This is a genomic window from Sporosarcina sp. E16_3 (genome assembly GCF_017347125.1).
Taxonomy (GTDB): Bacteria; Bacillota; Bacilli; order Bacillales_A; family Planococcaceae; genus Sporosarcina.
In genome coordinates, this window is record NZ_JADPRX010000011.1 from 47,279 (window position 1) to 73,777 (window position 26,499).

Below are 26,499 nucleotides of genomic sequence, written 5' to 3' on the forward strand. Positions count from 1 at the left end.
AATGTAAATATACTTTGTAATACTAAGGAGCGATTCCATTGGAAAGAATAGTTGGAACAGTTGCAAGGGGTCTCCGTTGCCCAATAATAAATCGTGGAGATAATATTGAGGATATTGTCGTAGAAAGTGTGTTAAAAGCTTCCGAAATTGAAGGCTTTGCATTTAATGATAAAGATATTGTTTCTATAACAGAATCCATTGTTGCTCGAGCTCAAGGTAATTATGCAACGATTGATCATATTGCTAAAGACGTTAGCTCAAAGTTTGGAGAAGAAACTGTTGGGGTAATATTCCCTATTTTAAGTCGTAATCGTTTTGCAATCTGCCTTCGCGGTATTGCAAAAGGCGTTAAAAAAGTGGTTTTAATGCTTAGCTATCCATCCGATGAAGTTGGAAATCACCTAGTGGATCTGGACATGCTTGACGAAAAAGGTATTAATCCTTGGACAGATGTTTTAACAGAAGAACAATTCCGCGGCCACTTTGGCTATAATAAACATACTTTTACTGGCGTTGACTATATTGATTACTACAAATCATTAGTTGAAGAATACGGCGTTGAATGTGAAGTTATATTCTCAAATAGTCCAAAAACCATTTTAGATTATACAAAACATGTTCTTACTTGTGATATACACACGAGATTTAGAACTAAAAAAATATTAAAAGAAAATGGTGGCATTAACATTTATAGCCTTGATGACATATTAGCTGAGTCTATTGATGGCAGTGGTTATAATGAAGATTATGGTTTGCTTGGATCAAACAAATCAACTGAAGACGATGTTAAACTTTTCCCACGTAATTGCCAACCTGTCGTGGATAACATACAGCATATGCTTAAAGAAAAGACTGGAAAAGATATCGAAGTCATGATTTACGGAGATGGAGCATTTAAAGACCCTGTCGGGAAGATATGGGAGCTAGCAGATCCGGTCGTATCACCAGCTTACACACCGGGACTTGACGGTACACCTAATGAAATAAAGTTAAAATATCTTGCTGATAATAACTTTGCTGATTTAAGAGGCGATGAACTTAAACAAGCTATTTCACAATTCATTACCGATAAAGACGACGATCTTGTAGGGGCGATGGAAGCACAAGGTACTACACCTAGAAAACTTACCGACCTTATCGGCTCTCTTTCTGATTTAACATCAGGTAGCGGAGATAAAGGTACGCCTATCGTCTTTATACAAGGCTATTTCGATAACTTTACAAAGTAACAAACACTAAAAAAAGCTAGGCGCTGAGCCTAGCTTTTTTTCACATGTAAAACGTGGTGTTTATAGCTTTTTAACAAATTCCGTTTTTAACTTCATAGCCCCAATACCATCAATTTTACAATCAATGTCATGGTCTTCATCAATTAAACGTATCCCTTTTACTTTTGTTCCTTTTTTAACAACTAATGAACTTCCTTTTACTTTAAGATCTTTGATAACTGTTACAGAATCGCCATCGTTTAAAACATTTCCATTTGAATCTTTGTAAATCTTTTGCTCTTCAACATTCCCAGTTTCTGCTCCTAAAGACCACTCATGGGCACATTCCGGGCAAACGAAAAGGTCTCCATCTTCATATGTATATTCAGAACTACATTTCGGGCAGTTTGGTAAATTCGGCATAATTCATTTCCTCCATTCGTTATATGCTTATATCCTCTCATAGTCTTCTCGTATTGACAAACCTTCCTGAAGTCCTCTGCCAAACATTTTCTACATAAGTTGGAATAAAGATTCCCTTCAAGGCCGCTACGGCGCTAGGGGATGCCTCCGCTCAGTTTATATAGGTATTCATTTGTTCAATATCACGTATGTTGATTAACCAAAAGTAACTAGTGAATAACATGATCACCTACTGGGCGCTACGTGTATAGTTGTTTTGGAATCGCTTCGGATTGAATGACTTCTATAAGATTACCGAGATGTCTGGGCGTGTAGTGATGCGTCTTTGTCGCATCACTACGCAGTCTTTTCGGTAATCGTATGGTGGTCCTTCATCCGTCGCTCTTCTAAAACACAGATAAACGAAGTGCTGAAGCTTTTTGGGACGAAAGAATACCGGCTCCTTAGCTGGAGAAAAGCCGCCAAAGATGCAATTTTGGCGGCTGAAACTTTCTATATAGTTTTTTCTTTATTTATTAAAAAAGAATGACTTTCAAGTAGACATCACATAATTAGATGACTACTCTATGTTAAAAGTAAGCAAGAAACACATTGTACAACGTGCAAGAGTGCCCGAAATTGCATCTTCGGGCACTTACAATCCCTATAGAAAGTCATCTATTCCATTCTTTCAAACATAACTGCATTTTGCACTTGAACATTGTAGGTGCGCGACAGGCAACTATTCACAACAGGATGACTGAAAATATTGTGGTTAGAAGTGACGGAGTCACTTCTAACCACAACAATAGAACCCCTCAGTAAATCTGTCATGAATAGTTAGCCGTAAGCGGACCGATTATGCAAATAAATAATTAATAAACAGACATGGTTCAATATATATAATTAGAAATTCACTTCTTTTCCAAAACCGCGAAGTAATTTCCTTCATTATCCGCAAAGTTAAACACTCTGCCGGAAGGCATTGTTACCAGTTCTCCAACTGTAATCTGTTTTTCCTTAAAGTCTTTGTATAATTCATCAAGCTTATCTGAGAAAAGCAGTAACGATGGTGTTTGAAGATTTAATTCCGGCTGCATTTTTGCAATAAGTTCCTTATTGTGAAGGATGAAAGCTGTTTCCGCGTCCTTTGACGGCGCAATTTCAATCCATTTCATTCCTTGCCCATTATCTTCTTCTGAAATGACGCTAAATCCTACTTTTTCTGTCCAAAATGTTACTGCCTCATCTTGGTTATTGACATACAGCATAATTTGGCCGATTTTAGTAATCATAGTGTTCTCTCCCTATCTGTAGTTTGTTTTGTGTACTTACGACACGGTTCTCCGTGTCCGTCTAACTATAGGTCTTGAAAAAAAACCCTTAATCCAAAGACAGATCAAAGGTTCTATAGTATAGTTTATCACCATTGTTTCTACATCCAAAAAATCAGCTTTGGTCCGGCAAGTTTTCGCTTAGACCAAGCGTCTGCGCTGTTGAAGCATGCATTTCGTGCAAAAGCTCTGGGTTTTCCATTAGTGACATGCCATACGAGGGAACCATTTCTTTAAGCTTTGGTTCCCACTCTTCGATATGTTGTGGGAAGCATTTTTTGATTACCTCAAACATAACATGCACCGCAGTAGAAGCACCTGGAGAAGCACCGAGCAATGCTGCAATCGAGCCATCTGCTGAAGTAATCACTTCCGTACCAAATTGAAGTGTTCCTTTACCGCCCGCCTCAGTATCTTTGATGACTTGTACACGTTGGCCCGCTACTACAAAATCCCACTCTTCAATTTTTGCGTTCGGAATAAACTCTTGTAACTCTTTCATTCGCTGTTCTTTGGATAACATAAGTTGTTGGATAAGATACTTTGTTAATGACATTTCTTTTGCACCCGCCGCTAACATCGTCAAGACATTATTAGGCTTTACAGAGGTTACCAAATCCAACATTGAACCCGTTTTTAAGAACTTTGGCGAAAATCCGGCAAATGGTCCAAATAGCAACGATTTTTTATTGTCGATAAATCTTGTGTCAAGATGCGGAACAGACATTGGCGGAGCACCAACCTGCGCTTTTCCATATACTTTTGCGTGATGCTGCGCTATAACATCTGGATTATTACACACCATGAAGATTCCGCTTACAGGGAATCCACCAATATGTTTTCCTTCAGGTATGCCGGTTTTTTGCAATAAATGCAAACTTCCGCCACCGCCACCGATGAAAACGAATTTTGCAGTATGGCGTTCGATGCTACCGCTATCGACATTTTTCACTTTCAATTCCCATGCGCCGTCGTTCGTACGTTTAATAGCATCAACACTACGTTTGTAATTAATATCAACATCTTTAGTCTGTAAGTGGTCAAATAACATGCGCGTTAAAGCACCGAAGTTGACGTCCGTTCCAGTGTCGATTTTTGTCGCTGCTATCGCTTCATTCGATGGACGACCTTGCATAATAAGCGGAATCCATTCCATCAGTTTTTCCGGGGCGTCGGAAAACTCCATTCCTTTGAACAATGGGTTATTTGACATTGCTTCAAAACGTTTCTTTAAAAACGCTACATTTTGTTCCCCTTGTACCATGCTCATATGAGGTAACGGCATGATAAAGTCCTCTGGGTTATTGATCAGTCCATTTTTTACAAGATAAGTCCAAAACTGCATTGAAAGCTGAAACTGTTCATTAATTTTTATGGCTTTGCTTATATCTACAGATCCGTCTGGCTTTTCACTGGTGTAGTTCAGTTCACATAGTGCTGCATGCCCTGTTCCCGCATTATTCCATTCGTTAGAGCTTTCCTCCCCGGCATTTGCGAGCTTCTCAAAGACTTTAATATTCCATTCTGGTACTAATTCTTTTAGCATTGTCCCCAAAGTCGCACTCATAACTCCGGCACCAATTAAGATAACGTCTGTTTTAGTTTCTTGGTTGCTCATTTTTACCATCCTTATACCTCATATTCGCAGAAAGGATGTATGCGCTCCTGCTTGGACTTGATGGCAAGCTAAAGAGTGACCCAGTCACATACCTTTTCTGTCTCAATTATAACAATCCTATAGTGTATTACAATTACTTATGGGTCGGAATAACTTCTATTATATAGTAGTTATAGTTTATTTAAAAGTTGGTAAGAAACAAGTGGTCCCCAGGAATACTTAAAACCCATGGCCTTAACCCAGCTTCTTACAATGATAAAGGCTTTGATTTGCCGTTACTAGTGAGTCGTACCCCTCTAATTTTCGCCTTCACTTATGGTACGGTCCTCCGCGACTAATCTAAAGCAGACCTTTATTCATCTTTTTATAATTAAATTTAACCAAAAAGGTAGTCCCTTCCAATCCCGTTTGAATCTCTATCTTCGCATTATGGCGTGCAGCAATAGCATAACAAATGCCTAATCCCAAGCCAGTACCATTATCTTTGGTCGTGTAGAATGGAGTACCCAATTTCTCTACTATTTCAGGCCTGATGCCTTCTCCTTGATCCCGCACTGCAAGAACCACATAATTTTCATTTTCCTTGTAGGTGCTGATGGATAGAACTTTGCCCGTGCCCATCGCTTCTAAGCCATTACGGTATAGATTTATTATTAATTGCCGTATCTCATTGCGATTTAAAAGTAATTCTGGAATGTCTTTAGTATCAACTTGAATAAACTTATTTTGATTAAGTGTATCAATCTTTATTAAGGGAATAATACCATGAATAATTAAATTCAAATCTAACATCTCTAAATCGGATGTCTTTGTATTACCCATTGACAGAAATTCAGTAATAATAGAATTGGCACGGTCAAGTTCTTCAATCATTAAATTAAAGTAACCATTATATTTATCCAATTCATCCTCTTCTTTTAATAACTGCAAGAACCCCCGTGCCGTTGTCATTGGATTTCTTATCTCATGGCTAATACCTGCTGCCATTTGCCCTATTAAATCTAAGCTGGATAACCTTTTCAATTCCTCTTCATATTTCTTTTTTTCAGTAATGTTTTTTAAGAGACAACAGATTCCCTCATCATATGGGTAAGCGACTACTTCGAACCAATAATTATTATAGGCCGAGAGGAATTCAAATTGTACTGTTACTCGATCTGACATTGCACGATGAAGTTTTTTATACATGACTGTATCTAGGTTCTTCGGGAAGACATCCCAAATATTCTTACCTAATACATCTTCTGCTGTTTTGTTTTGTGGTAAATATTGATGTTTATTTAAATATATAAATTCCCATTCTTTATTCAAAGCATAGAATCCATCCGTAATACTTTCAATTACACTCGTAACTTTTTCATTAGCAGCAGCTAATTCGCTTGTTCGCTCTTCCACCATGTTTTCAAGTTGGTCCATATATAACAAGTTAGAAAATATAGGAGCTGTAGCATCAACTATGGATTGTGCCAGTTGAATTTGGGACTTATGATAATTGTCAGCTTTCCCCTCTACATTAACAACTGCTATTATTCCTAATACTTCTCCCATTGAAACTAACGGAATCATAAGTAAATCCTTACTATCTACATTCGGGATGGAACTTATATGTTTTGTTTTAATAACCTCTTGTATCATGGTTTCATAGTTTTGATCAATTCCTATGCTTTTAAGGTTCGCAACCCAACCTGCTTGTGTCCACTCATAGTCTTTACTAAAAATTGTTGTTTTTTCTAAGGGATCTAGTAGGTGGGCAGCAATACTCTTACTATCTAAAACTTTTCCTAAGTAAAAAAAGCATATATCAAGACTTTCCACTATAGAGACACACATCGACAAATCACGTGTCACATTAAGTAATAACTGCTTTTCGGAAATAAGATCTTCTTTTTGTGTTAAATTATTGGCATTTTGAATTGCCACTGCTGCCATATTCACATAAGCTTGAACACTTTGAATTTCTGACTCTGTTAAGTTCATTGGCGTCCCATAATCGAATAAAAAAACTAGACCAAATAACTCATGCCCAAATGCGATAGGCAGAACTAATAAGGATTTTATTTTGAAAGCTTTGACTGGTCTCGGGTCCGGCCTATTATCCTTTGAGGTATCAGGGATGTAGATGGTTTTTTGGGTTTCAATCACTTCTCTGGCCAGTAAGTCTATTTCAAGATCAATTACCTGCGTATCAAGTGTTATACCATTTATGACTTCTGGTTTTCCTGCAAACCCCCTGAATGTTCCATCCTTTTGGGGTAAATAAATACCAACAGAGTCACATTGAACAATCTCTTCGGATATCGCCTTTGTTACACGCTGTAATACTTCACGAAGTTCTAACTTTGTATTTATTATTTTAGTTATGTTCGCAAGCCTAGAATATCTCGTCTGTTCACTTAACATCCATACGGTCCCCAATCATAGGCATTTTAAATTTCAGCTGAAGTTCTTGAGGTTCAAACATCACAATCATTAAAAAGAATTAAAATTTCTATTACAAAAACCTCATTTACTTATGGTACGGTTCATTCTTCATTATCCTGAAAGCCCTATATACCTGCTCCAGTAATATCAGCTTCATCATCTGATGTGGAAATGTCATTTTCGAAAAGGACAGTAATTCATCTGCCCGTTTTATTACGCTGTCATGCAATCCTAGCGATCCACCGATAACAAACGCTATCTTACTACGTCCGTAGGTCATCAACGACTCTAAGTCCGCAGCTAGCTCTTCTGACGTCTTCATCTTTCCTTCAATCGCAAGCGCAATCACATACGTATCCGACCCTATTTTAGCCAAAATTCGTTCCGCTTCTTTTTTCTTCACAATTTCCATATCAGCATTGCTTAATGATTCAGGTGCTTTCTCATCTACTACTTCGACTACGTTAACTTTTGCATACGCGCCTAATCGTTTAGAGAATTCCTCAATGCCCATTTTTAAATACTTCTCTTTTAATTTACCTACTGTCACAATTGTAATATTCACAAGTTGTCCACCCTTTTTAATTTATTACAAACAAAACTTATACACATATCCACACCTGTTATCTACATCTTGTGTCTTGCTATTCTTTCACCACAACATATATCGCAAGCTCTTCGCAGTAGCTGCACTTTGTGGATAACTTTTCTTCTTTCGGTACAACTTCCATAATTGGAAACTTTCCTTGCTCCGCTACAAAAACGTCTAGAGCATGGTTTATATGAGTTTCGCAGCTATTAATATTCATTTCTATCCCAACTTTCAGCTTTTTATATTGCACAAAGTTATTCACAAATTTTTAGATTTATCCACAAACAGCGAATATAATAAAAAAACGGGCGTAATAGCTAGCTGTTAGCTATTATACCCGTTGTGGATAAGTTTTTCATAGGAATCTGTGTATAATTTTTATTATCAGAACGAGTTACCGTCCTTTAACACCATTTCAATTTCGAGCAATCGACCATCGCGATACACTTTCATTTGCATCGTGTCGCCTACTTCCTTCGAAGTATACAGGTGTTTACGCAAGCTGACCATATCTTCAATTTTTTCGCCGTCCATCTCAACGATAACATCATACTGCTTCACGCCAGCAAGTTCAGCAGGCGAATTGATCATAACCTCATTGATAATAACCCCATCCGTTACATTCGCCGGTAATTTTAGCATTTCCCTTTGTTGCTGCGCAGGTATGCTTCGAAGATCGAGTAATGTTACGCCCATTGTTGGACGGTTTACTTTTCCTTGCATTTCAAGTTGATCGATAATCGGTGTTGCAAGATTGACGGGAATGGCCAGTCCGATTCCTTCAACTGTTGCTTCCGATATTTTCATGGAATTGATGCCAATAAGTTGGCCCGCAAGGTTAATCAATGCGCCTCCCGAGTTACCTGGGTTGATAGCGGCGTCGGTTTGTAGGACGTCTGCAAACCAATCTACTGTGCCATTTTCATCGAAATCAATTGGAATCGAACGATCTTTTCCAGATACAACACCGACGGTTACCGAACCCGAAAAACCTAGACCAAGCGGGTTTCCAATCGCAATGACCGTTTCACCGCGTTTCAAAGCATCTGAATCCCCAAACTCAATAACTGTTTTAACAAGTTTAGCGTCAATTTCAATGACGGCTAAGTCAGTCCACATATCGCTGCCTATGATTTTTCCTGCTGTCTTTGAACCATCATCGAAAGTAATTTCAAGTTCTTGCGCACCTTCCACAACGTGGTGATTCGTGACGACGTAGGCTTTGTCATCTTGCTTCTTATAAATGACACCGGAACCAGAACCCGTTTCCCTAGTCGTTTCTATGGGCGACCAAGGATCACTAACCGTTTTTAAGTTCGTTACGCCGACAACTGAATCTACCACTTTTTCAACGATGTCTGTTACATCGCTAGTCACATCGAGGGATACACTATTTGTTGGCATAATGTCGGCCTTTTGCTCTGCGCTATTCGTCTGCAGTTGTTCCTTTGTAGTACTTTCACCTTGCATGATGAACCAAACGAGAAGTGCACCAATTCCAACACCAATAAACCCTGATAAGAAACCACCTCTTCTTTTCGGAGACTTTTGACTATTGCGCGATGTACTTTCAAGTACTGGAGCAGAAGGCTGTGGTCCTCCATTCACTTGATTGTTATTGTGTTCGTCCATACACCTCTCCCTTTCTACTGATGATGTCATTGTAGTTAACATTACCCTATTTCAGCCATTTCAAAAATTAAAAGCGCAAGCGCCTGTTACAAATGAATGTAGCCTAAGTCCTGTAGGCCAGCGGCAATGTCTGCAGACCCACGTCCTATGAGCCTCCGAGCCTCTAGGCGCTGGAGTTTGGACAAGAAATCTCCCTGTAGCAGCTTATCCACAGTACGTGATTTTATAATTTCCTAGACAAATAAAAAACCTTACACTAGTAAGGTTTTTATACAATCCCTTGAAGGTAAGGCAAGAGACATTACTCTATACTGTGACAAGTTCGGTCGGCTGATCTGCATCCGTATCATAAAGATGAACAAATTCACCTGTCCTGATACCACATGTCTCAAGCGTCTGTGTAACACTCATCCTTGCAAGGTCTTTCATATTATTATCTTTACTTAAATGTGATAAATAGATTCTCGTATCTTTTTGATCAACAACTTCGCTCATGGCAACCGCAGCATCTTCATTGGATACATGTCCTACATCACTAAGAATTCGTCGTTTCACGGACCAAGGATAGCGCCCTACCTGCAACATACTGACGTCATGATTGCTTTCAAAGACAAAAGCATCTGCACCGCGGATGAACCCTTTCATCCTATCACTCACATAACCCGTATCTGTAATGACCGCAAGTTTCCGGCCATTCTCATGGAATACATAAAACATCGGATCGACTGAATCATGTGAAACTGCAAATGACTGAACATCGAGTGAGCCAAATGATTTTACCGTTTCCATATCAAATTGAAAGCGCTGATCGAGGGGAATATTGCCGACAAGACCATCCATTGCCTGCCATGTTTTTTCATTCGCGTAAATTGGCGTACCGTATTTCCGTGCAACAACGCCAATCCCTTTTATATGGTCACTATGTTCGTGTGTTACAAAAATACCGTCAACCTTTTTCATAGAACGATCAATGCCAGCCATTAAGCTGTCCATCTTCTTCGCACTAAATCCCGCATCCACGAGAAAAGTATATTCATCGTTCTCTATAAATACCGCATTGCCGCTACTGCCGCTTGCGAGTACACTAAAACGCATTACAAAAACCCCTTATTCATTATCTTCTTCTGGCGACTCATGCTGGAATTCTATAATCATACCTTCAATTGCATTGATGAAGTAATCTTCTATTACTCCATCCTTTAATTCTACACGCACATGCCATGTCGGAGCAAACACTTGGGTTTCCGATACTTGAACATGTGTCGAATAACCGAGCTTCATATACTTTACTTTGGAACCTTGTTTCAAGTACCCACGTGAGTACAAATTACCGATTGCCTCTATAGGAGAAAGAAGATCTTTTTTACGATTAAATGTGCCGGACTCTTCCAGCATACTTTGCTCGTAGTTTGTTACTTCTCCCTTGTCATTCCAATGCAATGTCAGCATCGCATTACGACTGAAATAAATGGGATTGTCCTTCACTTTCTGAAAAAGTAATGCTTGCTGCGTCTCTTCATTCACGTCCCATAGTTCGTACTCAGCACCGTTTAATACGTACTTTGAAAGAACTTCCGTAAAATCAAAATCGCCTTTCTCATTCAGCACACTGACTGGATCATTCAATTCTGATTGAAGATATGTTTCGTCCGAAATCTCGACTATTTGATTTTCAAGTTTATCTATCTTCTCGTCTGTAAATATCATAGATCTTGCGGACATATAAAACGGATCATTTTTATAGGGTGGCAGTTCATCATACGTAATATTATCCATCTTCAGCAATTCTTCCATTGGTGTTTTCCCCATTACCTGGACATTTTGTGCATCTGTAAGTTTGTTCAAATAAAGCCAGTAGAGGAAAACGTTTACTATTGAAAAGACAATAATGAATATTGTTTTCGACTTATTCCAATCCAATCAATTCACCCCCTAAACCTTCAGGTGAAAAGCGGCTCCAATTGCCATTTATCAAATAAAACCACGCCGGTTCCATGATGAACAATCCTGGCTTATATTTCATAAAGTAACCCGGAGTAATTTCCTCGACAGCATCCAAGTCCAACATATCCGATTTCCTAAGCCTTTCAGCAATATCAGTGCCTGGTGGAAGAAGTTCAACTTCTGTTTTTGCTGGATATTGAGAATTAAGTCTATAGTAAGGCCTGGCATAACTATATATCCGATTTTTCCCCCACTTTTGCAGAATTTCAGCAGAAGAGCTGGAATCTGTATAGACGGGTAATCCATGCAAAAATAGCCGGAATCGTACAAATCGTGTCTTCGCGTCCATGTACGTAAATCTAAATTCGTCTGTCCATCCGCCATGTTCATTAACGAAGCTGATTGTATCTAAAAGTAACTCTGAGGAATTTGCAAGCTCTCGGCTATCTGCACTCGGTGAAACATATTTAAATGTTTTCTTCTCCGAATAAACATTCATCAATGCATGATCGTCGGCAAGTTCTTCATGATGAACTCCCACTTGGCTGTTCCGTACTGCATTTGCATCACTGAACAATGCATCACGAAATTTATTAATGGATACTTCATCCTCCAGAAACGTGTATTTAATCGTTTCCACAGGCTCTGCTGAGACTACGAGATAGGATGAACTATTAGGTTTAACTTCTTTGAACTCTTGAAACTCTCGACCCTTTGTTAATATTGAGTTATAGAGACTTTGATAATCCTCCGCCTTTACTCTTGCACTATAAAGCTTCTTGTTTACTTTGCTCACAAAGTAAACAGTCATTGCATTATTGTCTGAATTCCACTCAACCACAATCTGGTTAAATGAAATTTCGGGCGTTGGTTCTTCAATCGTCAAAACGCTGTCATAGACAGACAAAGGGATTTCACTTTGAAAGAATACTGTAAATCGGTTAGGCTTCCGAAGCAATGTGCTTATATCCTCTGCTGTAAAATTTTCATCCACCACGGTAATGTCCGCTATTTTCCAGTCCGTTATCTTATCCATAATACGGTCAATTTTATCTGAATCAGTCGTTCCTTTTAAAGCATCTTCAAAGTTAAATACCACTTTATATGGTTTTATAATTTCATCAATTTTCTTTTTATCGCCTATAGAAATATCTACGGGCGGGAACTGCTCAATGGTTTCATAACGTGGTGAATACGTCCAAATAGAAAATGTAAGTATGATGCTGAGCGCCACAAGTAAGAAAAGTACAATCGATTTGACAGTTTCAACATATTTCAACCCCATTCACCGTCCTCCTGAAGTTCAAACGGCAACGTAAAGAATATTGTCGTCCCTTTTCCTTCTTCACTTTCCGCCCATATTTCTCCGCCGTGCGCCACAATCATTTCACGGGCAATTGCAAGACCCAGTCCTGTACCACCCATCGCACGGGACCTTGCACGGTCTGCTCGATAAAATCTGTCAAAAATCCGTTTAACATTTGCCTGTGGTATTCCCATACCATCATCCGAAATCATTACTTTAATAAAGTCTTCGGACATTGTAATGCCAAAACGGATATCTCCGCCATCCGGTGAATATTTTAATGCATTTGAAATAATATTATCTAGCACCTGAGTCATCTTATCCGTATCGATTTCAACGAACAGTTCGGTGGTAGAAAGAAGACGTATAAACTGGACTTCCTGAGACTTCGAAAACTCAAATCGATCAATGATTGATTTGAAAAAGTAATTGAATTCAACCCATTCCTTATTCAAATCATAATCTCTACTGTCCATGCGTGATAGCTTCAACAAATCGTTAACAAGTCGAATCATCCGCTCAGTTTCAGTCTGCGTTACGTGAAGGAAGGATGGTGCAATCTCCTCATTCTTCCACGCTCCGTCAGCAAGGGCCTCCAAGTAACTGCGCATCGTTGTCAGTGGCGTACGCAATTCATGCGATACATTGGATACAAATTCACGTCTTTCCATATCGATTTTCTCTTGTTCCGTATTGTCGTGTAAGACAACAATAAGGCCATTCACAAAACCAGTTTCTCTTTGTGTAACAGAAAAATTCGCTCGTAAAATATAAGGCTGATCTTCCGTGCTAAAATCGAGTGCAATAGACTCTTTGACTTGGATTAAATCTTCAAATGCATATTCCTGCTCAAGTCCGAGAATGCTAGAAATCGGTCGGTTTAACACCAAATCCCGTGTCATTCTTAGCATCAGAAGAGCAGAGTCATTAATAAGGCTGACGCGACCTTTGCGATCAGTTGCAATAACACCATCAGTCATGTTCTCCAATACGGAAGCCAATTTCCGCCGTTCACTTTCAGTTGATGACTGAGATTCTTGCAATTGGTTCGTTAAATGGTTGAAGGCGATTGCAAGTTGCCCCATTTCGTCATTCCCATAGACACGAACTTTTCGCGAGAAATTCCCTTTCGCCATTGCTTGAGCTTGGCGTCTCATATCAGATATTGGTCTTGTCATCGTCTGTGCGATTAATATTCCAAGAATAATTGTAATAGACAATGATACAGCTACCCCACCGGCTAATATACGATTTACTTCATCGATTTGTTTAAACACTTTTTCAATATTTGCCTCGAGATAAAGTATGCCTATCACTTCATTATTATCATCAACTATCGGCGTTGCACGAACCAATATTCGGTTTCTTGTTTTTCGGTCCAGATTGATAATGTCATATTGAGCATTCGACGCATTTGATTTTCTCACAATGTCGTCCGCCGAACGCTGTCCGACCATGGATGTATTATTTATGGCCGATGTTGCAAGAATAATATTCCCAGCATTTATAACCCGGACTTCATTGATATCTTCCGATTTAAAACTCGAAAGGACGGCCCGAAGACTCATTTCAAGTGTCATCGGGTCGTCCGCGGCTCGTTTTTTCATCATTTCTTCACGCACACTGAATTCAACCAAACTCATTCTATCAGCAATTGATGTCGTGAAATTTGTTTTCAGGGTCTGTTCGAGCTCGCGCGCAAAATAAAGCCCGATTATTTCCATTGCAATTAGAATCAGCATCACATAGATTAAGACAAATTTAACGTGGATAGATCGAAAAAAACCAACTTTTCGCATGACTTTTACTCCTGTTCCGGATCACGTAAGTAATAACCAACGCCACGTCTTGTCACAATCCACGTAGGATTACTTGGTGCATCTTCGATCTTTTCACGCAAACGACGGATTGTCACATCTACAGTTCGTACATCACCAAAGTAATCATAACCCCATACTGTTTGTAAGAGGTGCTCTCGCGTCATCACTTGTCCAATATGCTTCGAAAGATAGTGAAGAAGTTCAAACTCCCTATGTGTCAGTTCAATCTTTTGATCTCTTTTTAGAACAAGGTAAGCATCTGGCTGAATAATCAGGTTGCCGACTGTAATGTCATTTGTAGCACCTTCTTGTTCTTCCTCAACTGATTTCATATGACGGCGTAAATTTGCTTTGACACGCGCAATAAGCTCACGTGTTCCAAATGGTTTTGTGACGTAATCATCCGCCCCAAGTTCCAAGCCAAGTACTTTGTCGATTTCCGAGTCTTTCGCTGTTAGCATTATAATCGGAAAGTCATATTTCTTTCGAATTTCTCGGCATACCTCCATACCATCGCGCTTCGGAAGCATAATATCAAGAAGTACTAGATCTGGCTTAACTTCCTCTACCTTTTCAAGCGCTTCGTCTCCATCGTATGCACAAAAAACAGTGAAACCTTCTTTTTTTAGATTAAATTCAAGTATATCGGCAATTGGTTTTTCGTCATCGACAATTAAAATTACTTTGTTTTGCATTTTCTATTCCCCCATCTCGCCCTGTTGGCGCCTCTGTCAGTGTCCTTTTACTCTATCATTCTTCCCGACGATTCGCACCTTTCTGCTTTCAAGTCTAGGCAGGATAAATAGAACCTATTTCTTTATCTCTACAGCTCTCACTATTTCCCGGGCAATATTCCTCGAATCGTGTCGAAAAGATACAAAAGGGACGATACAACATGTGTATCGTCCCTGGTTATCAATTTATCTTAGCACGCTCATAGGGTTTATATTAGTACCATTCTTGAATACTTCAAAATGAAGATGGACGCCCGTAGAACGACCCGTCGACCCCATGACACCAATCTTCGTTCCCTGTGGTACAGTTTGTCCAACGCTAACCTCAATCGATGAGAGATGTGCATACAAGGTTTCATAGCCATTGTTATGTGTGATAACAACCCGATTGCCATATGTGCTATGCCTTCCCGTAGTTGTAACAACCCCATTATCTGCTGCTACAATCCCATATGAAGATGGACGTGCGATATCAATACCTTGATGCGTCCTGCCCCAGCGAGTACCCATTTGACTAGATACATATCCTCCAGATGCAGGCCAAATGAATGTACCTGATCCTCTTGAAGGCATCACTTTCGTTCCGACAATCGTCACCTTGTCTACTGCTTCAGCAATAATACTTTCATCAGAAACAGACCTACCTATCGTCTGACCGTTTCGTTTACGAATAAGTTCCGTAACAATTTTTTCCCCGTCAGAACCTTTCTTAGTCACTTTCTTTTCGCCTTTGTACAAGGAACTATCTTCTTCAGTTAGAGTTGCGTATTTAATTGCTTCTTTTGTTTTCGTTTCGTAATGGACTTCCACTTCTACATACGGCTCAATTGCTGTAACGTTAAGCTCGTCGCCTAACTTAAGAAGCTTATCTACTGTAAAGCCCGGATTTAGTTCTAACAATTTAGACGTTGCCATATTGTGATCAGCAGCAATTGATCCAAGGACATCACCTGAACGTACTACATACTTCTTCTCTTCAAGCGTCCCCTTATTAAGAAGGACCATGGCCTCTTTTGTACTTCTCACCTCTTCTGGAGATACTTTCCCCGGTACCGCCTGCATCTCACCGCTTATTAAGATGTTTACGATACGCGTTTCATCTTCTTTCAAAGCGGGTATTGATTCAGTAGTAGCGGTGCGGGCTTCGAATTCATTAAGCTTCTTTTCAGAAACGGATTGTAATTTCAACTCGCGAATCACTTCGTTATATGTGTTCATGTCATCGACGTAGAATGCCAGTTCTCCGTCGATTGAAACGCCTATTGCTTCCGCTTCTACGGACAGCGTGCCTTGAAGTTTTTCTAGGACGATGTCATCGTCCGTTTCTGCTGTGAATACCCGCTCTGGAATCACTGACAAATCTGTTCCTATTGTAAGCGGAAGATTCTTAAATTCGGAAGCCACCTTTTGTAGCTCTTCTTCTTTCAATTCTTCCAGCTTTTCTTGATCAGCTATAACACCGACATACTCCCCTTTTGAATAGACATGGAATATAGTCAAGAGGCTATTATTCTCCTCTTCATTCGCAAAAACTGAATTTATCCCAAGTCCCGCTAACATTACTGTCATAACAAGGACTTTTTGAGTCTTTTTGAAAGGACGAATAAGTTTTGGTAATGCTTTTTTTGTCTCGCCCTGTTTATTTCTATTGAAAAACATATATGAAACTCCCTCCATATTTCAATCAGAAGACTGATATAGATCATTTATAGTGTGCAAATTTTTCATGCCTCTCTAATTTAACATATCCAATGCCATTCTTGTAGTTTTCTAGGTCTTTGTAATGAGAATGTAGAATAGCATCCATTTATTAACTACTAGTTATAAAATGATCGTGTGTTTATCAACAAAAAAAGACGTCTTGTATACCGGGAATCCCAGGTATCATAAGACGTCTTTCTCTATTTGATGTGATTATCCCGGATTAACGGGCAGTAAGACCCCTACTTCAAGTCTTTAAAGAAACGCAAAGAATAAGTAGGGGTTAACCGCCCGTGCAAGCCCGAACATTTAGGGCAAACAGGATGTTGATTTACTTTATTAATAGTCCGGCGATTCGTGCTGACTCCAGTCTATATTGACAAATTTATTGTATTCCTTTGCAAAGGCAAGAGTTACCGTACCCGTTGGACCATTCCGTTGTTTAGCTATAATAATTTCAATCATATTCTGATTTTCTGTTTCTTTATCATAATAGTCTTCACGGTAGAGGAACGAAACGATATCCGCATCTTGCTCAATACTCCCTGATTCCCGGAGATCGGACATCATCGGACGCTTATCCTGGCGTTGCTCAACGCCACGGGATAGCTGAGACAATGCAACTACTGGTACTTTCAATTCCCTTGCGAGTGATTTCAGCGACCGTGAAATTTCTGAAACCTCCTGCTGGCGGTTTTCACCAGGCTTACTCCCACTCCCTGCAATTAACTGCATATAGTCAATCATTATCATGCCCAGTCCGTGTTCCTGTTGCAAACGACGGCATTTTGAACGAATGTCATTGACACGGATACCTGGCGAGTCATCGATGAAAATACCAGCATTTGATAGGCTGCCCATTGCCATCGTAAGTTTACGCCAGTCTTCCGGCTCGAGGGCACCTGTCCGAAGTACCTGTGCATCAATATTGCCTTCCGCACAGAGCATCCGCATAACAAGCTGTTCTGCCCCCATCTCCAGACTGAAGATAGCGACGTTTTCATCGGTTTTCGTCGCGACGTTTTGTGCTACGTTTAATGCAAATGCCGTTTTACCTACAGATGGACGTGCAGCCACAATAATTAAGTCGTTGCGCTGAAAACCGGCTGTGATTTTATCTAAATCCCGGAAACCTGTTGGGATACCTGTAACGTCACCTTTTTTCGTATGAAGAAGTTCAATACTATCATATGTTTCAACGAGGACGTCTTTAATATGACGAAAGTCCCCGGCGTTTTTCCGGTTGGATACTTCCATCATTTTCTTTTCTGCTTCGGCTAAGAGGGCTTCTACTTCATCCTCCCGCGCATAGCCGTCTTCAACAATTGAAGTAGCCACACGGATAAGACGTCGTAGAAGTGCTTTCTCTTCGACGATACGTGCATAATGCACAATGTTTGCCGCTGTTGGAACCGAGTTGGCAATTTCCATCAAATACGAAATACCGCCGACATCTTCTAGTTCTTTTTTGGCAGATAGTTCTTCCGTGACCGTGACAACGTCAATTGCCTGACCTTTGTCACTCAGAATTATCATCGTTTGGAAGATTTTTTCATGCGCCATCCTGTAGAAATCTTCTGGCATAAGAAGTTCTGCCGCTGTAATGAGCGCTTGCGGTTCGAGGAAAATTGCTCCTATAACCGCCTGCTCCGCTTCATTATTATGTGGTGGGACGCGATCAATCATCTGATTCATCTACCCAATCTCTCCTTATCCTTCTTCTACTACATGCACTTTAAGTGTAGCTGTCACGTCCGGGTGAATCCTGATTGGAACATTCGTGAAGCCAAGTGCGCGAATAGCATCCGGCAATTCCATTTTACGACGGTCTACTTTAATACCCTCAGTTTTATTTAATGCTTCAGCAATTTGTTTTGTTGTAATTGAACCAAATAGCCTTCCGCCTTCGCCTGATTTAGCTTTCATTTCAACCGTAATTTTGTCAATTTGTTCTTTTAGCACTTTTGCTTCTGCCAATTCTTCAGCAGCATCTTTTGCAACCCGATTTTTTTGGCCTTCAAGTCTGCTGATATTACCTGGTGTTGCTTCAACCGCCAAATTGTTTTTCAGTAGGAAGTTTTGTGCATACCCTACAGATACTTCTTTCACATCACCTTTTGCCCCAATACTTTTTACGTCTTTCAATAAGATCACTTTCATTATGAATTTCCCCTTTCTACCTTTGTATTCAATATAGCCGTTAGCATTTCTACTGCTTCTTCCACCGATTCAACATCGAGTTGACATGCAGCGTTGGTCAAATGGCCACCGCCTCCAAGTTCCTCCATGATAAGCTGAACATTCAATTCACCAAGAGAACGGGCGCTTATTCCTATTTTACCATCTGCACGGCATGCAATGACAAATGAAGCCGCAACACCTTGCATTGTAAGAAGAATATCAGCCGTTTGAGCTATCAAAACTGCGCCATAAACAACTTGGTCCTGTCCTTTTGCAATGGCGATACCCGAGTCCAACAATTCAACGGTTTCAATCAATTTAGATCGCAGGACATAAGTAGCGATATCCTCTTTTAACAGTCGCTGAACTAGTATTGTATCTGCTCCATTGGTTCGTAAATACGATGCTGCTTCAAATGTCCTTGCCCCTGTGCGCAGTGTGAAGCTTTTCGTATCGACAATTATACCCGCGAGAAGGGCAGTCGATTCGAGCATCGTAAGTTTTTCTTGTTTCGGTTGGTATTCAATTAATTCGGTAACGAGCTCCGCAGTGGATGACGCGTATGGTTCCATGTAGACAAGCATCGTGTTCTTGATGAACTCTTCTCCACGTCGATGGTGATCGATGACGACAACCTTTTCTGCTTTATCGATGACTCGTTCATCAATGACCATACTCGGCTTATGCGTATCAACAACAATGATCAATGATTTCTCTGTAATCATCGAGAGCGCCTCATCGGGTGTGATGAATTGATTGAACAGATCCGTATCACGCCTAATTTCGTCCATAAGCCGTGTTACGCTTCCATCAAGTTCATTGAAATTGACGACTACATATCCCTCAACATTATTCTTGCGGGCCATTTTCCGAACACCAATTGCTGCACCGATTGCGTCCATGTCAGGCATTTTGTGACCCATGATAAATACTTTATCACTGCCTTGGATAAGATCTCGCAAAGCATGTGAGATGACTCTTGCACGAACACGGGTCCTTTTTTCAACGGGGTTCGTTTTCCCTCCGTAGAATTTCAACTTCCCGTCAGAACGCTTAATGGCCACTTGGTCACCACCACGTCCGAGCACAAGATCTAAACTCGACTGTGCCAGTTCACCCAACTCGATTAATGAAGTAGACCCCACACCCACACCAATACTGAGTGTCAGTGCCGTACTCTGCTTAGCAGTTGTTTCACGAATGTCATCTAAAATGGAGAACTTTGTTTTTTCCAAATCAGCCAATGTAGCTTCGTTAAATACAGCCAGAAAACGATCAGTCGCAATTCGTTTCACAAAGATCCCATTCGTTGTTCCCCAGCTATTTATAAGTGAGGTCACTAGGGAATTAAGCTGACTTCTTGTCTGATCATCCATCGCCTGAGATACTTCATCATAATTATCTACAAGAATAATACCGAGAACCGTGCGGTCTGCATAATAAAGAGTCTCCATCACTAGTTGCTCCGTAATATCAAATAAATAAATAAGTTTCTCTTCTGCTTTATAAAAGACCTTATACGACTGTTCTCCAATCGTCAAAACATTGTTCTCTACTTTTTCACTTTTTAAAATCGCATGAAATTGTCCAGATAGATCGAACAAATCATCGCCAATAAGTGTTTCCTGATGTGCAAATACTTTTGCTGCATACGGATTTGCCCACTCAACAATGTTTTTTTCATTTATGAGGATTATTCCAATCGGCAATTCAAGAAGTGCTTCTTCTCCGACTTTCTTCACCCTGTGCGACAACGTCTCAATATGTTTCTCTGTTTCGATATAAGTCTGTTCTTCCATTTTCCATGCAAATCCCATTGCAACCATAAATAAGACGGAGAAAAGAAGTCCGGCCCAAAACTGGAATAAGAGCAGGAGCACTGCCGCCATCATGCCCAGAATCGACAATACTGTCAACGGATACCGTATTGCCCTTTTTCTAAAAAACGACGTCATTGTTCCACCCCCTTATTTCGACTTGTCTTTTCTAAGCCAGGCACGTATATTCACTCCCGTATCAAGTATCCCAAGCATCGTTGTTATCGGGGCCAGCATTAATGCAAAAATCGTGGCAACAACTGTCGCTACTTTCGGTAACTTCATTTCATTTACATAGTAATGGATAAGTGAAACACCTTGCAATAGAAACAAGAATCTTAAAACGGTAGTCGCATTGACGGTAATCAGGTATAGATTTGTCCCCGGCTTCACATCTGCAAAGAGCGTAATAAGAAGTATTGCCCCGTACAAGATCACTGCAATCATTGGCAACTTCATTTCCCGGAATGGCGGAAATTTGGGTACTTCAAATCCCAGTCGCTTGGCAACTCCAAGGTTTAACGTGAGAAGAATGAAAGCTAACATGAAAATACTTATGATGAAGATAGATGGAATTGTATATTCGTACATCTGGAACGTTGTTGTAACTGCTTCATCATAGCCGTCGGGTAAGCCGCCGTAGTTAGCCATGAACGACTTCATCTGCTCTTTAGTATCTCCCATAATCGTCATTAACTCGTCAATCATATTAAATCCGAAGAAAAGGACAGCTCCAACATAAATACCCATCCCAGTAATAAGCAGGGTGAGCCCAGAAGCCATGAAGATATATAACTTTGATTTGCCCATCATAATGGTTTCCCCAATAATGAATCCGAGAACCCCGTAGACGAAAGCGAATGGCACCAGTAGAATGCCTCCGATTAGTAGTGACAACACGACGCCAGTCGCCAATGTAAGTAGTGACGAGGTCCGGTCGTATTTCAATCTGTACAAAATAATCGGTAACGGAATGAAGAACATAGTGACATTCCCGAGAAATGGCGTATATAACGATACTGCAAGCAAGATTGCAAATAACGCAATCATCATTGCCCCGTACGTAATTTTTCTTGCGTTATCTTGCATAATATATATTCCTCCGGTCTTTCGTTGGACGACTAATTCTATCCATACCTAAACTTAAAATCACTATGGATAGTTGCTTCAATTGTATCATGATTATTGTTTTTAAACCAAACCAAGAACATATGTACTTCTTTTGTTCGAATAAAAAGACCGCCCCCATACCGGTTGTGTCGGTCTGACGAGGCGGTCTATCTAAATAAAATTATCTTTCTTCCGAACTGAATGGAAGAAGTGCCATGATACGTGAGCGTTTGATTGCAAGTGTCAGTTTACGCTGATACTTCGCGCTTGTACCAGTTACCCGGCGAGGCAAGATTTTTCCACGCTCAGAAATAAATTTCTTAAGCATATCTGTATCTTTATAATCGATTTTAGTAATGTTGTTTGATGTGAAATAACAAACCTTACGGCGTCTCTTTCCTCCACGACGTGGTGCCATAGTTTTTCCCCTCCTTACTTAATTATCATTCGGCTTTCGATAAGCGGCGCATTGCGTTGTCAACTTCGCTCATTCACATCCTCACGTGCCAAAGCACGCTCCGGTGTTCACTCACTCGTTTCCTAGCACTGCTTGCTTCTCAAAACCCTCATAATGACGGGTTGATCATTAGAACGGCAGATCGTCGTCCGATACTTCTATCGGACCTCCACCTGTCGAGAATGGATCATCGTCAGTACGTGTGTAATTTTGCTGATTAGGCTGTTGATATTGCTGATTCGATTGTTGGTATTGTTGGTTTGACTGCTGATTCTGATAGCTCGGTTGCTCGCTTTGTTGAGAACCTTGGTAAGGTGCCCCACCGCCAGCTCCCGATCTATTTTCGCCAGATGCATTACGCGGTTCAAGAAACTGCGTGCTGTCTGCTACAACTTCTGTAGTATAAACACGCTTTCCATCTTGTCCTTCAAAGCTGCCCGTCTGAATACGGCCATCTACTCCGACAAGACTTCCCTTTTTCAAGAAGTTTGCAACGTTTTCAGCCTGTTTTCTCCAAGCAACACAACTAACGAAATCAGCTTCTCTTTCGCCCGAAGCGCTTTGAAAAGCTCGGTTTACTGCTAACGTAAAACGTGTCACAGCAATACCAGTTTGTGTATACTTGAGTTCAGGATCTTTTGTCAATCGCCCTACTAAAACAACTCGGTTAATCATTATAATTCAACCTCCCTCATCATTTTGTAAGTTTCACCTGTTCATTATTTATATATGGATTAGTCTTCAATACGAACAGTCATATGACGAATGATATCTTCGTTGATGTTCGCAAGACGTGTAAATTCATCGATTGCTTTAGTTTCTGAATTCAACTTAATTAGTTGATAGAAACCTTCACGTAGATCGTCGATTTCGTAAGCAAGACGACGCTTGCCCCACTCTTTCGACTCGATGTTTTCTGCACCATTAGAAAGAAGAACTTCGTCAAAACGTTCAATCAACGCTTTTTTCGCTTCATCTTCTACTGTTGGGCGGATAATGTACATAATTTCGTACTTTCTCATCTGTAGTCACCTCCTTATGGACTTGGGCCCTGCTGATGTCAGCGGGCAAGGAGTAAGTAAATATATTACTCACATCAGTATATATTAGCACAGTTTCATTCATCTTTCAACTATTTTCTTGTATACTTTTGAATAGGGGTGATTTTCATTGAATGGATTTCCTGTACCTGACAAAATAATTGCGATTGAATTACCAAAAGTGGCTAAGAATAGCCTAATAATAACTGCAAGTGCTTTCCTTTTATTATGGGTCCTTAAAATCATTATTGAAAGGGACTTTTCATTTTCACTCAACGTCTGGACAGTTGTTTTTTTCATTGTAGGCTATCTCCTACTAATCATTCTTCATGAATTATTTCATCTGCTTGGTTTCCGTGTATTTGGAGGCGTTTCGTGGAAAAAGATGATTGTTGGAGTCAATCTAAAAATGGGCATTGCCTATGCAACAACCGACCAACTTATGACAAATCATGCTATCCGGAAAGCCCTACTGCTTCCCTTTTGGATGACAGGAATTGTTCCAGCCTTCATTGGTCTTTATATTGGAAGTGGTTTGCTAGTGAGCCTGTCTGCTTTATTAATAGGCGGGGCAGCTGGTGACTTCGCTATGTATAAGGAGTTGAAAGAACTGCCCGACGATTGGGTTGTGAAAGATGACCCCGAATTGCCGAGGCTCTATGTCTATTCCCCTGAAAAGTTGAATGAGTTGGAGATTTAAAAAAGCGATTCCAGATTGTAACACAATCTGGAATCGCTTTTTTATTAAATTCGCCGCAGGCATAACTTAACCTACTGCGGACTTCTGCCGAATCAAGTTACACGTTAAAACGGAACAGCATAACGTCGCCGTCTTTAACAATATATTCCTTGCCTTCAAGACGAACTTTTCCTGCCTCTTTAGCAGCAGCCATTGATCCTGTTGCAACTAGGTCATCATACGCGACCGTTTCGGCACGGATGAAACCGCGTTCGAAGTCAGTATGAATGATTCCAGCACATTGTGGTGCTTTCATGCCTTTGCGGAATGTCCACGCACGAACTTCTTGTACGCCTGCCGTGAAGTATGTTGCAAAGCCAAGAAGCTTATAAGATGCTTTAATAAGTTGATCGAGACCTGATTCCTTGATACCCAACTCTTCAAGGAACATCGCCTTTTCATCATCTTCAAGTTCAGCCATTTCTTCTTCAATTTTTGCACAGACAACAATTACTTGCGCATTATCTTTTTCTGCAAACGCACGGACAGCTTTAACATTCTCATTATTGTCCGCATCTGCAACTTCATCTTCCGCAACGTTTGCTACATAGAGCATCGGTTTAATCGTCAGAAGGTTCATCCCTTTTGCAAGGATAAATTCCTCATCAGTAAACTCAACAGAACGTGCAGGTTTTTCGTTTTCGAATGCTTCTCTTAATTTAATCAAGATTGGCTCTTCTGCAATTGCCACTTTATCTTTCTGTTTTACCATTTTCGTAACACGTGCCAAGCGCTTTTCAACAGCTTCCATATCTGCAAGGATCAATTCAAGATTGATAATTTCAATGTCATCAATTGGATCGACTTTTCCAGCCACATGTGTAATATTTTCGTCTACGAAGCAACGGACAACTTGACAGATTGCATCCACTTCACGGATGTGCATAAGGAACTTGTTCCCAAGCCCTTCGCCTTTGCTTGCTCCTTCAACGATTCCAGCGATATCAGTAAATTCAAATGCAGTCGGTACTGTCTTTTTAGGTACTACTAGTTCTGTCAGTTTATCTAGTCTTTCATCAGGTACTTCAACGATTCCGATGTTCGGATCAATTGTACAGAACGGATAGTTTGCCGCCTCCGCCCCCGCTTTTGTAATCGCATTGAATAGTGTAGATTTACCTACGTTTGGTAGACCGACGATTCCAGCTGTTAATGCCATTCGTTCCACAACCTTTCATTTATATGTTCATTCATTCACTCATACATTCTATATGCAACTCTTCCATTATAAGGACAGCAGGCCTAGTTGTCCATCCGCTAGTGGAATGCAACCTAAGTTCACTGCATGCCCTACATCACGCAAACCAACATCATGAATGTTTTAATAAATTACATTTCTGCTTTAACAAGTACTTTTTTCATCTTCTTGGCAAATTCATTGCGTGGAATCATGACGCTGTGACTGCATCCTTCACACTTTATTCTAACATCCGCTCCCATTCGAATAATTTTCCAAGAGTTTGTCCCGCATGGATGTTGTTTTTTCATTTCTACAACGTCGTTCAATCCGAATAGTTTTTCCGTCACCTATATACACCTCACTTTTTGGGTTGGTACATGACCATTTTAGGATATGGTATTTCGATGTCGTTCATATCCAGAAAAATTTTCAAATCCCTGCGAAGATTTCTTGCAATTGCATACTGCATAACTGGCTGTGTTTCTGCCGTAATTCTCATGACGATTTCCGACGTACCCAGGTCTTGTATACCTACTATGGTAGGCTGGGATATCAGCGCTTCATACCCCTCCGATAAGCCAGCTAAAAAAGTCTCCAATAGTTTTTCTGTTTTAAGTATATCTGTTTCATATGCCAATCTAATATCCAGGATTGCTAATGAATTATTGACCGAGTAGTTAACAACCTCTGAAATATTTCCATTCGGGATTATATGTATCTCCCCGCCATATGCGCTTACTTTAGTCGTACGTAGACCAATTTCTTCGACTGTTCCAACTGCCGCATTGATTTGAACATAATCGCCGACTGAAAATTGATCTTCAAAAATGATGAAGAACCCACTAATGATGTCCTTCACAAGACTTTGGGCACCAAAACCGACTGCCAAGCCCAATACTCCAGCCCCCGCAAGTATTCCTGCAACATTGATTGTAAAAGCAGAAAGGATTGCCAATATTGCTGCAAAGTAGACAACATATGATAATGTGTTCTGAAGTAGCTTAACCAATGTTGTTTCACGGCGCTCCGTATGGCGCAAGGCGCCTTTCAGTTTCACCTTGAATGCGCGGCTAATAACACTTTTCCCTACTTTTACAACAATGATGGATAGCAGAATAATGAAGAAAACTTTAAGTCCCAACTTTCCAATATCAAACCAAGTTTCTGAACTAAATAGTATGTTACCTACTTCTTCAACTTCTTTTTTTATCTTATTAATGTCCTCATTTATGGTTTCTTCCACAATCCTCTTCCTTTCGTATA

At 40.2% G+C, this 26,499-nt stretch carries 25 protein-coding genes; 2 read left to right on the forward strand and 23 right to left on the reverse strand.

Annotated elements, in window-relative coordinates:
- The first annotated feature begins 38 nt into the window (after positions 1–38).
- Complete coding sequence (locus I2483_RS08855; protein ID WP_207175396.1) at positions 39–1,229, forward strand: coenzyme F420-0:L-glutamate ligase; 1,191 nt, start codon at positions 39–41, stop codon at positions 1,227–1,229.
- A gap of 60 nt (positions 1,230–1,289) precedes the next feature.
- On the opposite strand, the gene I2483_RS08860 is transcribed toward I2483_RS08855, so the two are convergent.
- From I2483_RS08860 to rpsF, 20 genes are all read right to left on the reverse strand, one after another.
- Positions 1,290–1,631, reverse strand: coding sequence for a zinc ribbon domain-containing protein YjdM (locus tag I2483_RS08860; RefSeq protein ID WP_207175398.1), 342 nt, complete (start codon positions 1,629–1,631; stop codon positions 1,290–1,292).
- Between the two features lie 893 nt (positions 1,632–2,524).
- Positions 2,525–2,905 carry a VOC family protein gene (locus I2483_RS08865; RefSeq protein ID WP_207175399.1) on the reverse strand — a complete coding sequence of 127 codons (381 nt, stop codon included), beginning with the start codon at positions 2,903–2,905 and terminating at the stop codon, positions 2,525–2,527.
- A gap of 154 nt (positions 2,906–3,059) precedes the next feature.
- On the reverse strand, positions 3,060–4,562 hold the full coding sequence (locus tag I2483_RS08870; RefSeq protein WP_207175400.1) for a malate:quinone oxidoreductase: 1,503 nt from the start codon (positions 4,560–4,562) through the stop codon (positions 3,060–3,062).
- A gap of 339 nt (positions 4,563–4,901) precedes the next feature.
- Positions 4,902–6,962 carry a GAF domain-containing sensor histidine kinase gene (locus I2483_RS08875; RefSeq protein WP_207175405.1) on the reverse strand — a complete coding sequence of 687 codons (2,061 nt, stop codon included), beginning with the start codon at positions 6,960–6,962 and terminating at the stop codon, positions 4,902–4,904.
- A 106-nt stretch (positions 6,963–7,068) separates the two neighbouring features.
- A complete protein-coding gene (gene rlmH, locus I2483_RS08880; RefSeq protein ID WP_207175407.1) occupies positions 7,069–7,548 on the reverse strand; it encodes a 23S rRNA (pseudouridine(1915)-N(3))-methyltransferase RlmH in 480 nt (159 codons plus the stop codon).
- Positions 7,549–7,627: 79 nt separating this feature from the next.
- Positions 7,628–7,792: a CxxH/CxxC protein gene (locus I2483_RS08885; protein ID WP_207175409.1), complete on the reverse strand. Its 165-nt coding sequence runs from the start codon at positions 7,790–7,792 to the stop codon at positions 7,628–7,630.
- Positions 7,793–7,959: 167 nt separating this feature from the next.
- Positions 7,960–9,207, reverse strand: coding sequence for a S1C family serine protease (locus I2483_RS08890; RefSeq protein ID WP_207175411.1), 1,248 nt, complete (start codon positions 9,205–9,207; stop codon positions 7,960–7,962).
- 306 nt (positions 9,208–9,513) lie between these two features.
- On the reverse strand, positions 9,514–10,302 hold the full coding sequence (locus I2483_RS08895) for an MBL fold metallo-hydrolase (RefSeq protein WP_207175413.1): 789 nt from the start codon (positions 10,300–10,302) through the stop codon (positions 9,514–9,516).
- A gap of 12 nt (positions 10,303–10,314) precedes the next feature.
- Positions 10,315–11,127: a two-component system regulatory protein YycI gene (locus I2483_RS08900; protein WP_207175415.1), complete on the reverse strand. Its 813-nt coding sequence runs from the start codon at positions 11,125–11,127 to the stop codon at positions 10,315–10,317.
- A complete protein-coding gene (locus tag I2483_RS08905) occupies positions 11,114–12,436 on the reverse strand; it encodes a YycH family regulatory protein (RefSeq protein ID WP_207175416.1) in 1,323 nt (440 codons plus the stop codon). The genes I2483_RS08900 and I2483_RS08905 overlap by 14 nt, the downstream gene beginning before the upstream one ends.
- Positions 12,427–14,256 carry a cell wall metabolism sensor histidine kinase WalK gene (gene walK / locus I2483_RS08910; protein WP_207175417.1) on the reverse strand — a complete coding sequence of 610 codons (1,830 nt, stop codon included), beginning with the start codon at positions 14,254–14,256 and terminating at the stop codon, positions 12,427–12,429. The genes I2483_RS08905 and walK overlap by 10 nt, the downstream gene beginning before the upstream one ends.
- A gap of 5 nt (positions 14,257–14,261) precedes the next feature.
- A complete protein-coding gene (gene yycF, locus I2483_RS08915) occupies positions 14,262–14,972 on the reverse strand; it encodes a response regulator YycF (protein ID WP_207175418.1) in 711 nt (236 codons plus the stop codon).
- Between the two features lie 225 nt (positions 14,973–15,197).
- Entirely contained in the window at positions 15,198–16,670 is a 1,473-nt protein-coding gene (locus I2483_RS08920; protein WP_207175419.1) for a M23 family metallopeptidase, read from the reverse strand.
- 381 nt (positions 16,671–17,051) lie between these two features.
- Positions 17,052–18,407, reverse strand: coding sequence for a replicative DNA helicase (dnaB, locus tag I2483_RS08925; RefSeq protein ID WP_207175420.1), 1,356 nt, complete (start codon positions 18,405–18,407; stop codon positions 17,052–17,054).
- A 15-nt stretch (positions 18,408–18,422) separates the two neighbouring features.
- Entirely contained in the window at positions 18,423–18,872 is a 450-nt protein-coding gene (gene rplI, locus I2483_RS08930; RefSeq protein WP_207175421.1) for a 50S ribosomal protein L9, read from the reverse strand.
- Complete coding sequence (locus I2483_RS08935; protein WP_207175422.1) at positions 18,872–20,848, reverse strand: DHH family phosphoesterase; 1,977 nt, start codon at positions 20,846–20,848, stop codon at positions 18,872–18,874. Before I2483_RS08935 ends, rplI begins: the two co-directional genes overlap by 1 nt.
- A 12-nt stretch (positions 20,849–20,860) precedes the next feature.
- Positions 20,861–21,799 (reverse strand): YybS family protein, encoded by a 939-nt coding sequence (locus I2483_RS08940; RefSeq protein WP_207175423.1) that lies wholly within the window; start codon positions 21,797–21,799, stop codon positions 20,861–20,863.
- A gap of 202 nt (positions 21,800–22,001) precedes the next feature.
- Positions 22,002–22,238, reverse strand: a complete 237-nt coding sequence (gene rpsR / locus I2483_RS08945; RefSeq protein WP_067204122.1) for a 30S ribosomal protein S18 — start codon at positions 22,236–22,238, stop codon at positions 22,002–22,004.
- 168 nt (positions 22,239–22,406) lie between these two features.
- Positions 22,407–22,952 (reverse strand): single-stranded DNA-binding protein, encoded by a 546-nt coding sequence (ssb, locus tag I2483_RS08950; protein ID WP_186671903.1) that lies wholly within the window; start codon positions 22,950–22,952, stop codon positions 22,407–22,409.
- Positions 22,953–23,011: 59 nt separating this feature from the next.
- Positions 23,012–23,299, reverse strand: coding sequence for a 30S ribosomal protein S6 (rpsF, locus tag I2483_RS08955; RefSeq protein ID WP_186671901.1), 288 nt, complete (start codon positions 23,297–23,299; stop codon positions 23,012–23,014).
- Positions 23,300–23,447: 148 nt separating this feature from the next.
- Here rpsF and I2483_RS08960 point away from each other — a divergent pair, with 148 nt between their 5' ends.
- Complete coding sequence (locus I2483_RS08960; protein ID WP_218624913.1) at positions 23,448–24,017, forward strand: DUF3267 domain-containing protein; 570 nt, start codon at positions 23,448–23,450, stop codon at positions 24,015–24,017.
- Positions 24,018–24,114: 97 nt separating this feature from the next.
- On the opposite strand, the gene ychF is transcribed toward I2483_RS08960, so the two are convergent.
- The 3 genes from ychF to I2483_RS08975 all read right to left on the reverse strand — a co-directional run bounded on the left by ychF (position 24,115) and on the right by I2483_RS08975 (position 26,479).
- Complete coding sequence (ychF, locus tag I2483_RS08965; RefSeq protein ID WP_207175425.1) at positions 24,115–25,215, reverse strand: redox-regulated ATPase YchF; 1,101 nt, start codon at positions 25,213–25,215, stop codon at positions 24,115–24,117.
- Positions 25,216–25,385: 170 nt separating this feature from the next.
- Positions 25,386–25,583 carry a DUF951 family protein gene (locus I2483_RS08970; RefSeq protein WP_186671897.1) on the reverse strand — a complete coding sequence of 66 codons (198 nt, stop codon included), beginning with the start codon at positions 25,581–25,583 and terminating at the stop codon, positions 25,386–25,388.
- 11 nt (positions 25,584–25,594) lie between these two features.
- A complete protein-coding gene (locus I2483_RS08975; RefSeq protein WP_346267716.1) occupies positions 25,595–26,479 on the reverse strand; it encodes a mechanosensitive ion channel family protein in 885 nt (294 codons plus the stop codon).
- Positions 26,480–26,499 lie beyond the last annotated feature (20 nt).

Excerpts from the sequence above, each read along its gene's own strand:
- I2483_RS08860 (WP_207175398.1), bottom strand. The coding sequence starts at position 1,631 with ATGCCGAATTTACCAAACTGCCCGAAATGTAGTTCTGAATATACATAT.
- I2483_RS08865 (WP_207175399.1), bottom strand. The coding sequence starts at position 2,905 with ATGATTACTAAAATCGGCCAAATTATGCTGTATGTCAATAACCAAGAT.
- I2483_RS08870 (WP_207175400.1), bottom strand. The coding sequence starts at position 4,562 with ATGAGCAACCAAGAAACTAAAACAGACGTTATCTTAATTGGTGCCGGA.
- I2483_RS08875 (WP_207175405.1), bottom strand. The coding sequence starts at position 6,962 with ATGTTAAGTGAACAGACGAGATATTCTAGGCTTGCGAACATAACTAAA.
- I2483_RS08885 (WP_207175409.1), bottom strand. The coding sequence starts at position 7,792 with ATGAATATTAATAGCTGCGAAACTCATATAAACCATGCTCTAGACGTT.
- I2483_RS08890 (WP_207175411.1), bottom strand. The coding sequence starts at position 9,207 with ATGGACGAACACAATAACAATCAAGTGAATGGAGGACCACAGCCTTCT.
- I2483_RS08895 (WP_207175413.1), bottom strand. The coding sequence starts at position 10,302 with ATGCGTTTTAGTGTACTCGCAAGCGGCAGTAGCGGCAATGCGGTATTT.
- I2483_RS08905 (WP_207175416.1), bottom strand. The coding sequence starts at position 12,436 with ATGGGGTTGAAATATGTTGAAACTGTCAAATCGATTGTACTTTTCTTA.
- walK (WP_207175417.1), bottom strand. The coding sequence starts at position 14,256 with ATGCGAAAAGTTGGTTTTTTTCGATCTATCCACGTTAAATTTGTCTTA.
- yycF (WP_207175418.1), bottom strand. The coding sequence starts at position 14,972 with ATGCAAAACAAAGTAATTTTAATTGTCGATGACGAAAAACCAATTGCC.
- I2483_RS08920 (WP_207175419.1), bottom strand. The coding sequence starts at position 16,670 with ATGTTTTTCAATAGAAATAAACAGGGCGAGACAAAAAAAGCATTACCA.
- dnaB (WP_207175420.1), bottom strand. The coding sequence starts at position 18,407 with ATGAATCAGATGATTGATCGCGTCCCACCACATAATAATGAAGCGGAG.
- rplI (WP_207175421.1), bottom strand. The coding sequence starts at position 18,872 with ATGAAAGTGATCTTATTGAAAGACGTAAAAAGTATTGGGGCAAAAGGT.
- I2483_RS08935 (WP_207175422.1), bottom strand. The coding sequence starts at position 20,848 with ATGACGTCGTTTTTTAGAAAAAGGGCAATACGGTATCCGTTGACAGTA.
- I2483_RS08940 (WP_207175423.1), bottom strand. The coding sequence starts at position 21,799 with ATGCAAGATAACGCAAGAAAAATTACGTACGGGGCAATGATGATTGCG.
- rpsR (WP_067204122.1), bottom strand. The coding sequence starts at position 22,238 with ATGGCACCACGTCGTGGAGGAAAGAGACGCCGTAAGGTTTGTTATTTC.
- ssb (WP_186671903.1), bottom strand. The coding sequence starts at position 22,952 with ATGATTAACCGAGTTGTTTTAGTAGGGCGATTGACAAAAGATCCTGAA.
- rpsF (WP_186671901.1), bottom strand. The coding sequence starts at position 23,299 with ATGAGAAAGTACGAAATTATGTACATTATCCGCCCAACAGTAGAAGAT.
- ychF (WP_207175425.1), bottom strand. The coding sequence starts at position 25,215 with ATGGCATTAACAGCTGGAATCGTCGGTCTACCAAACGTAGGTAAATCT.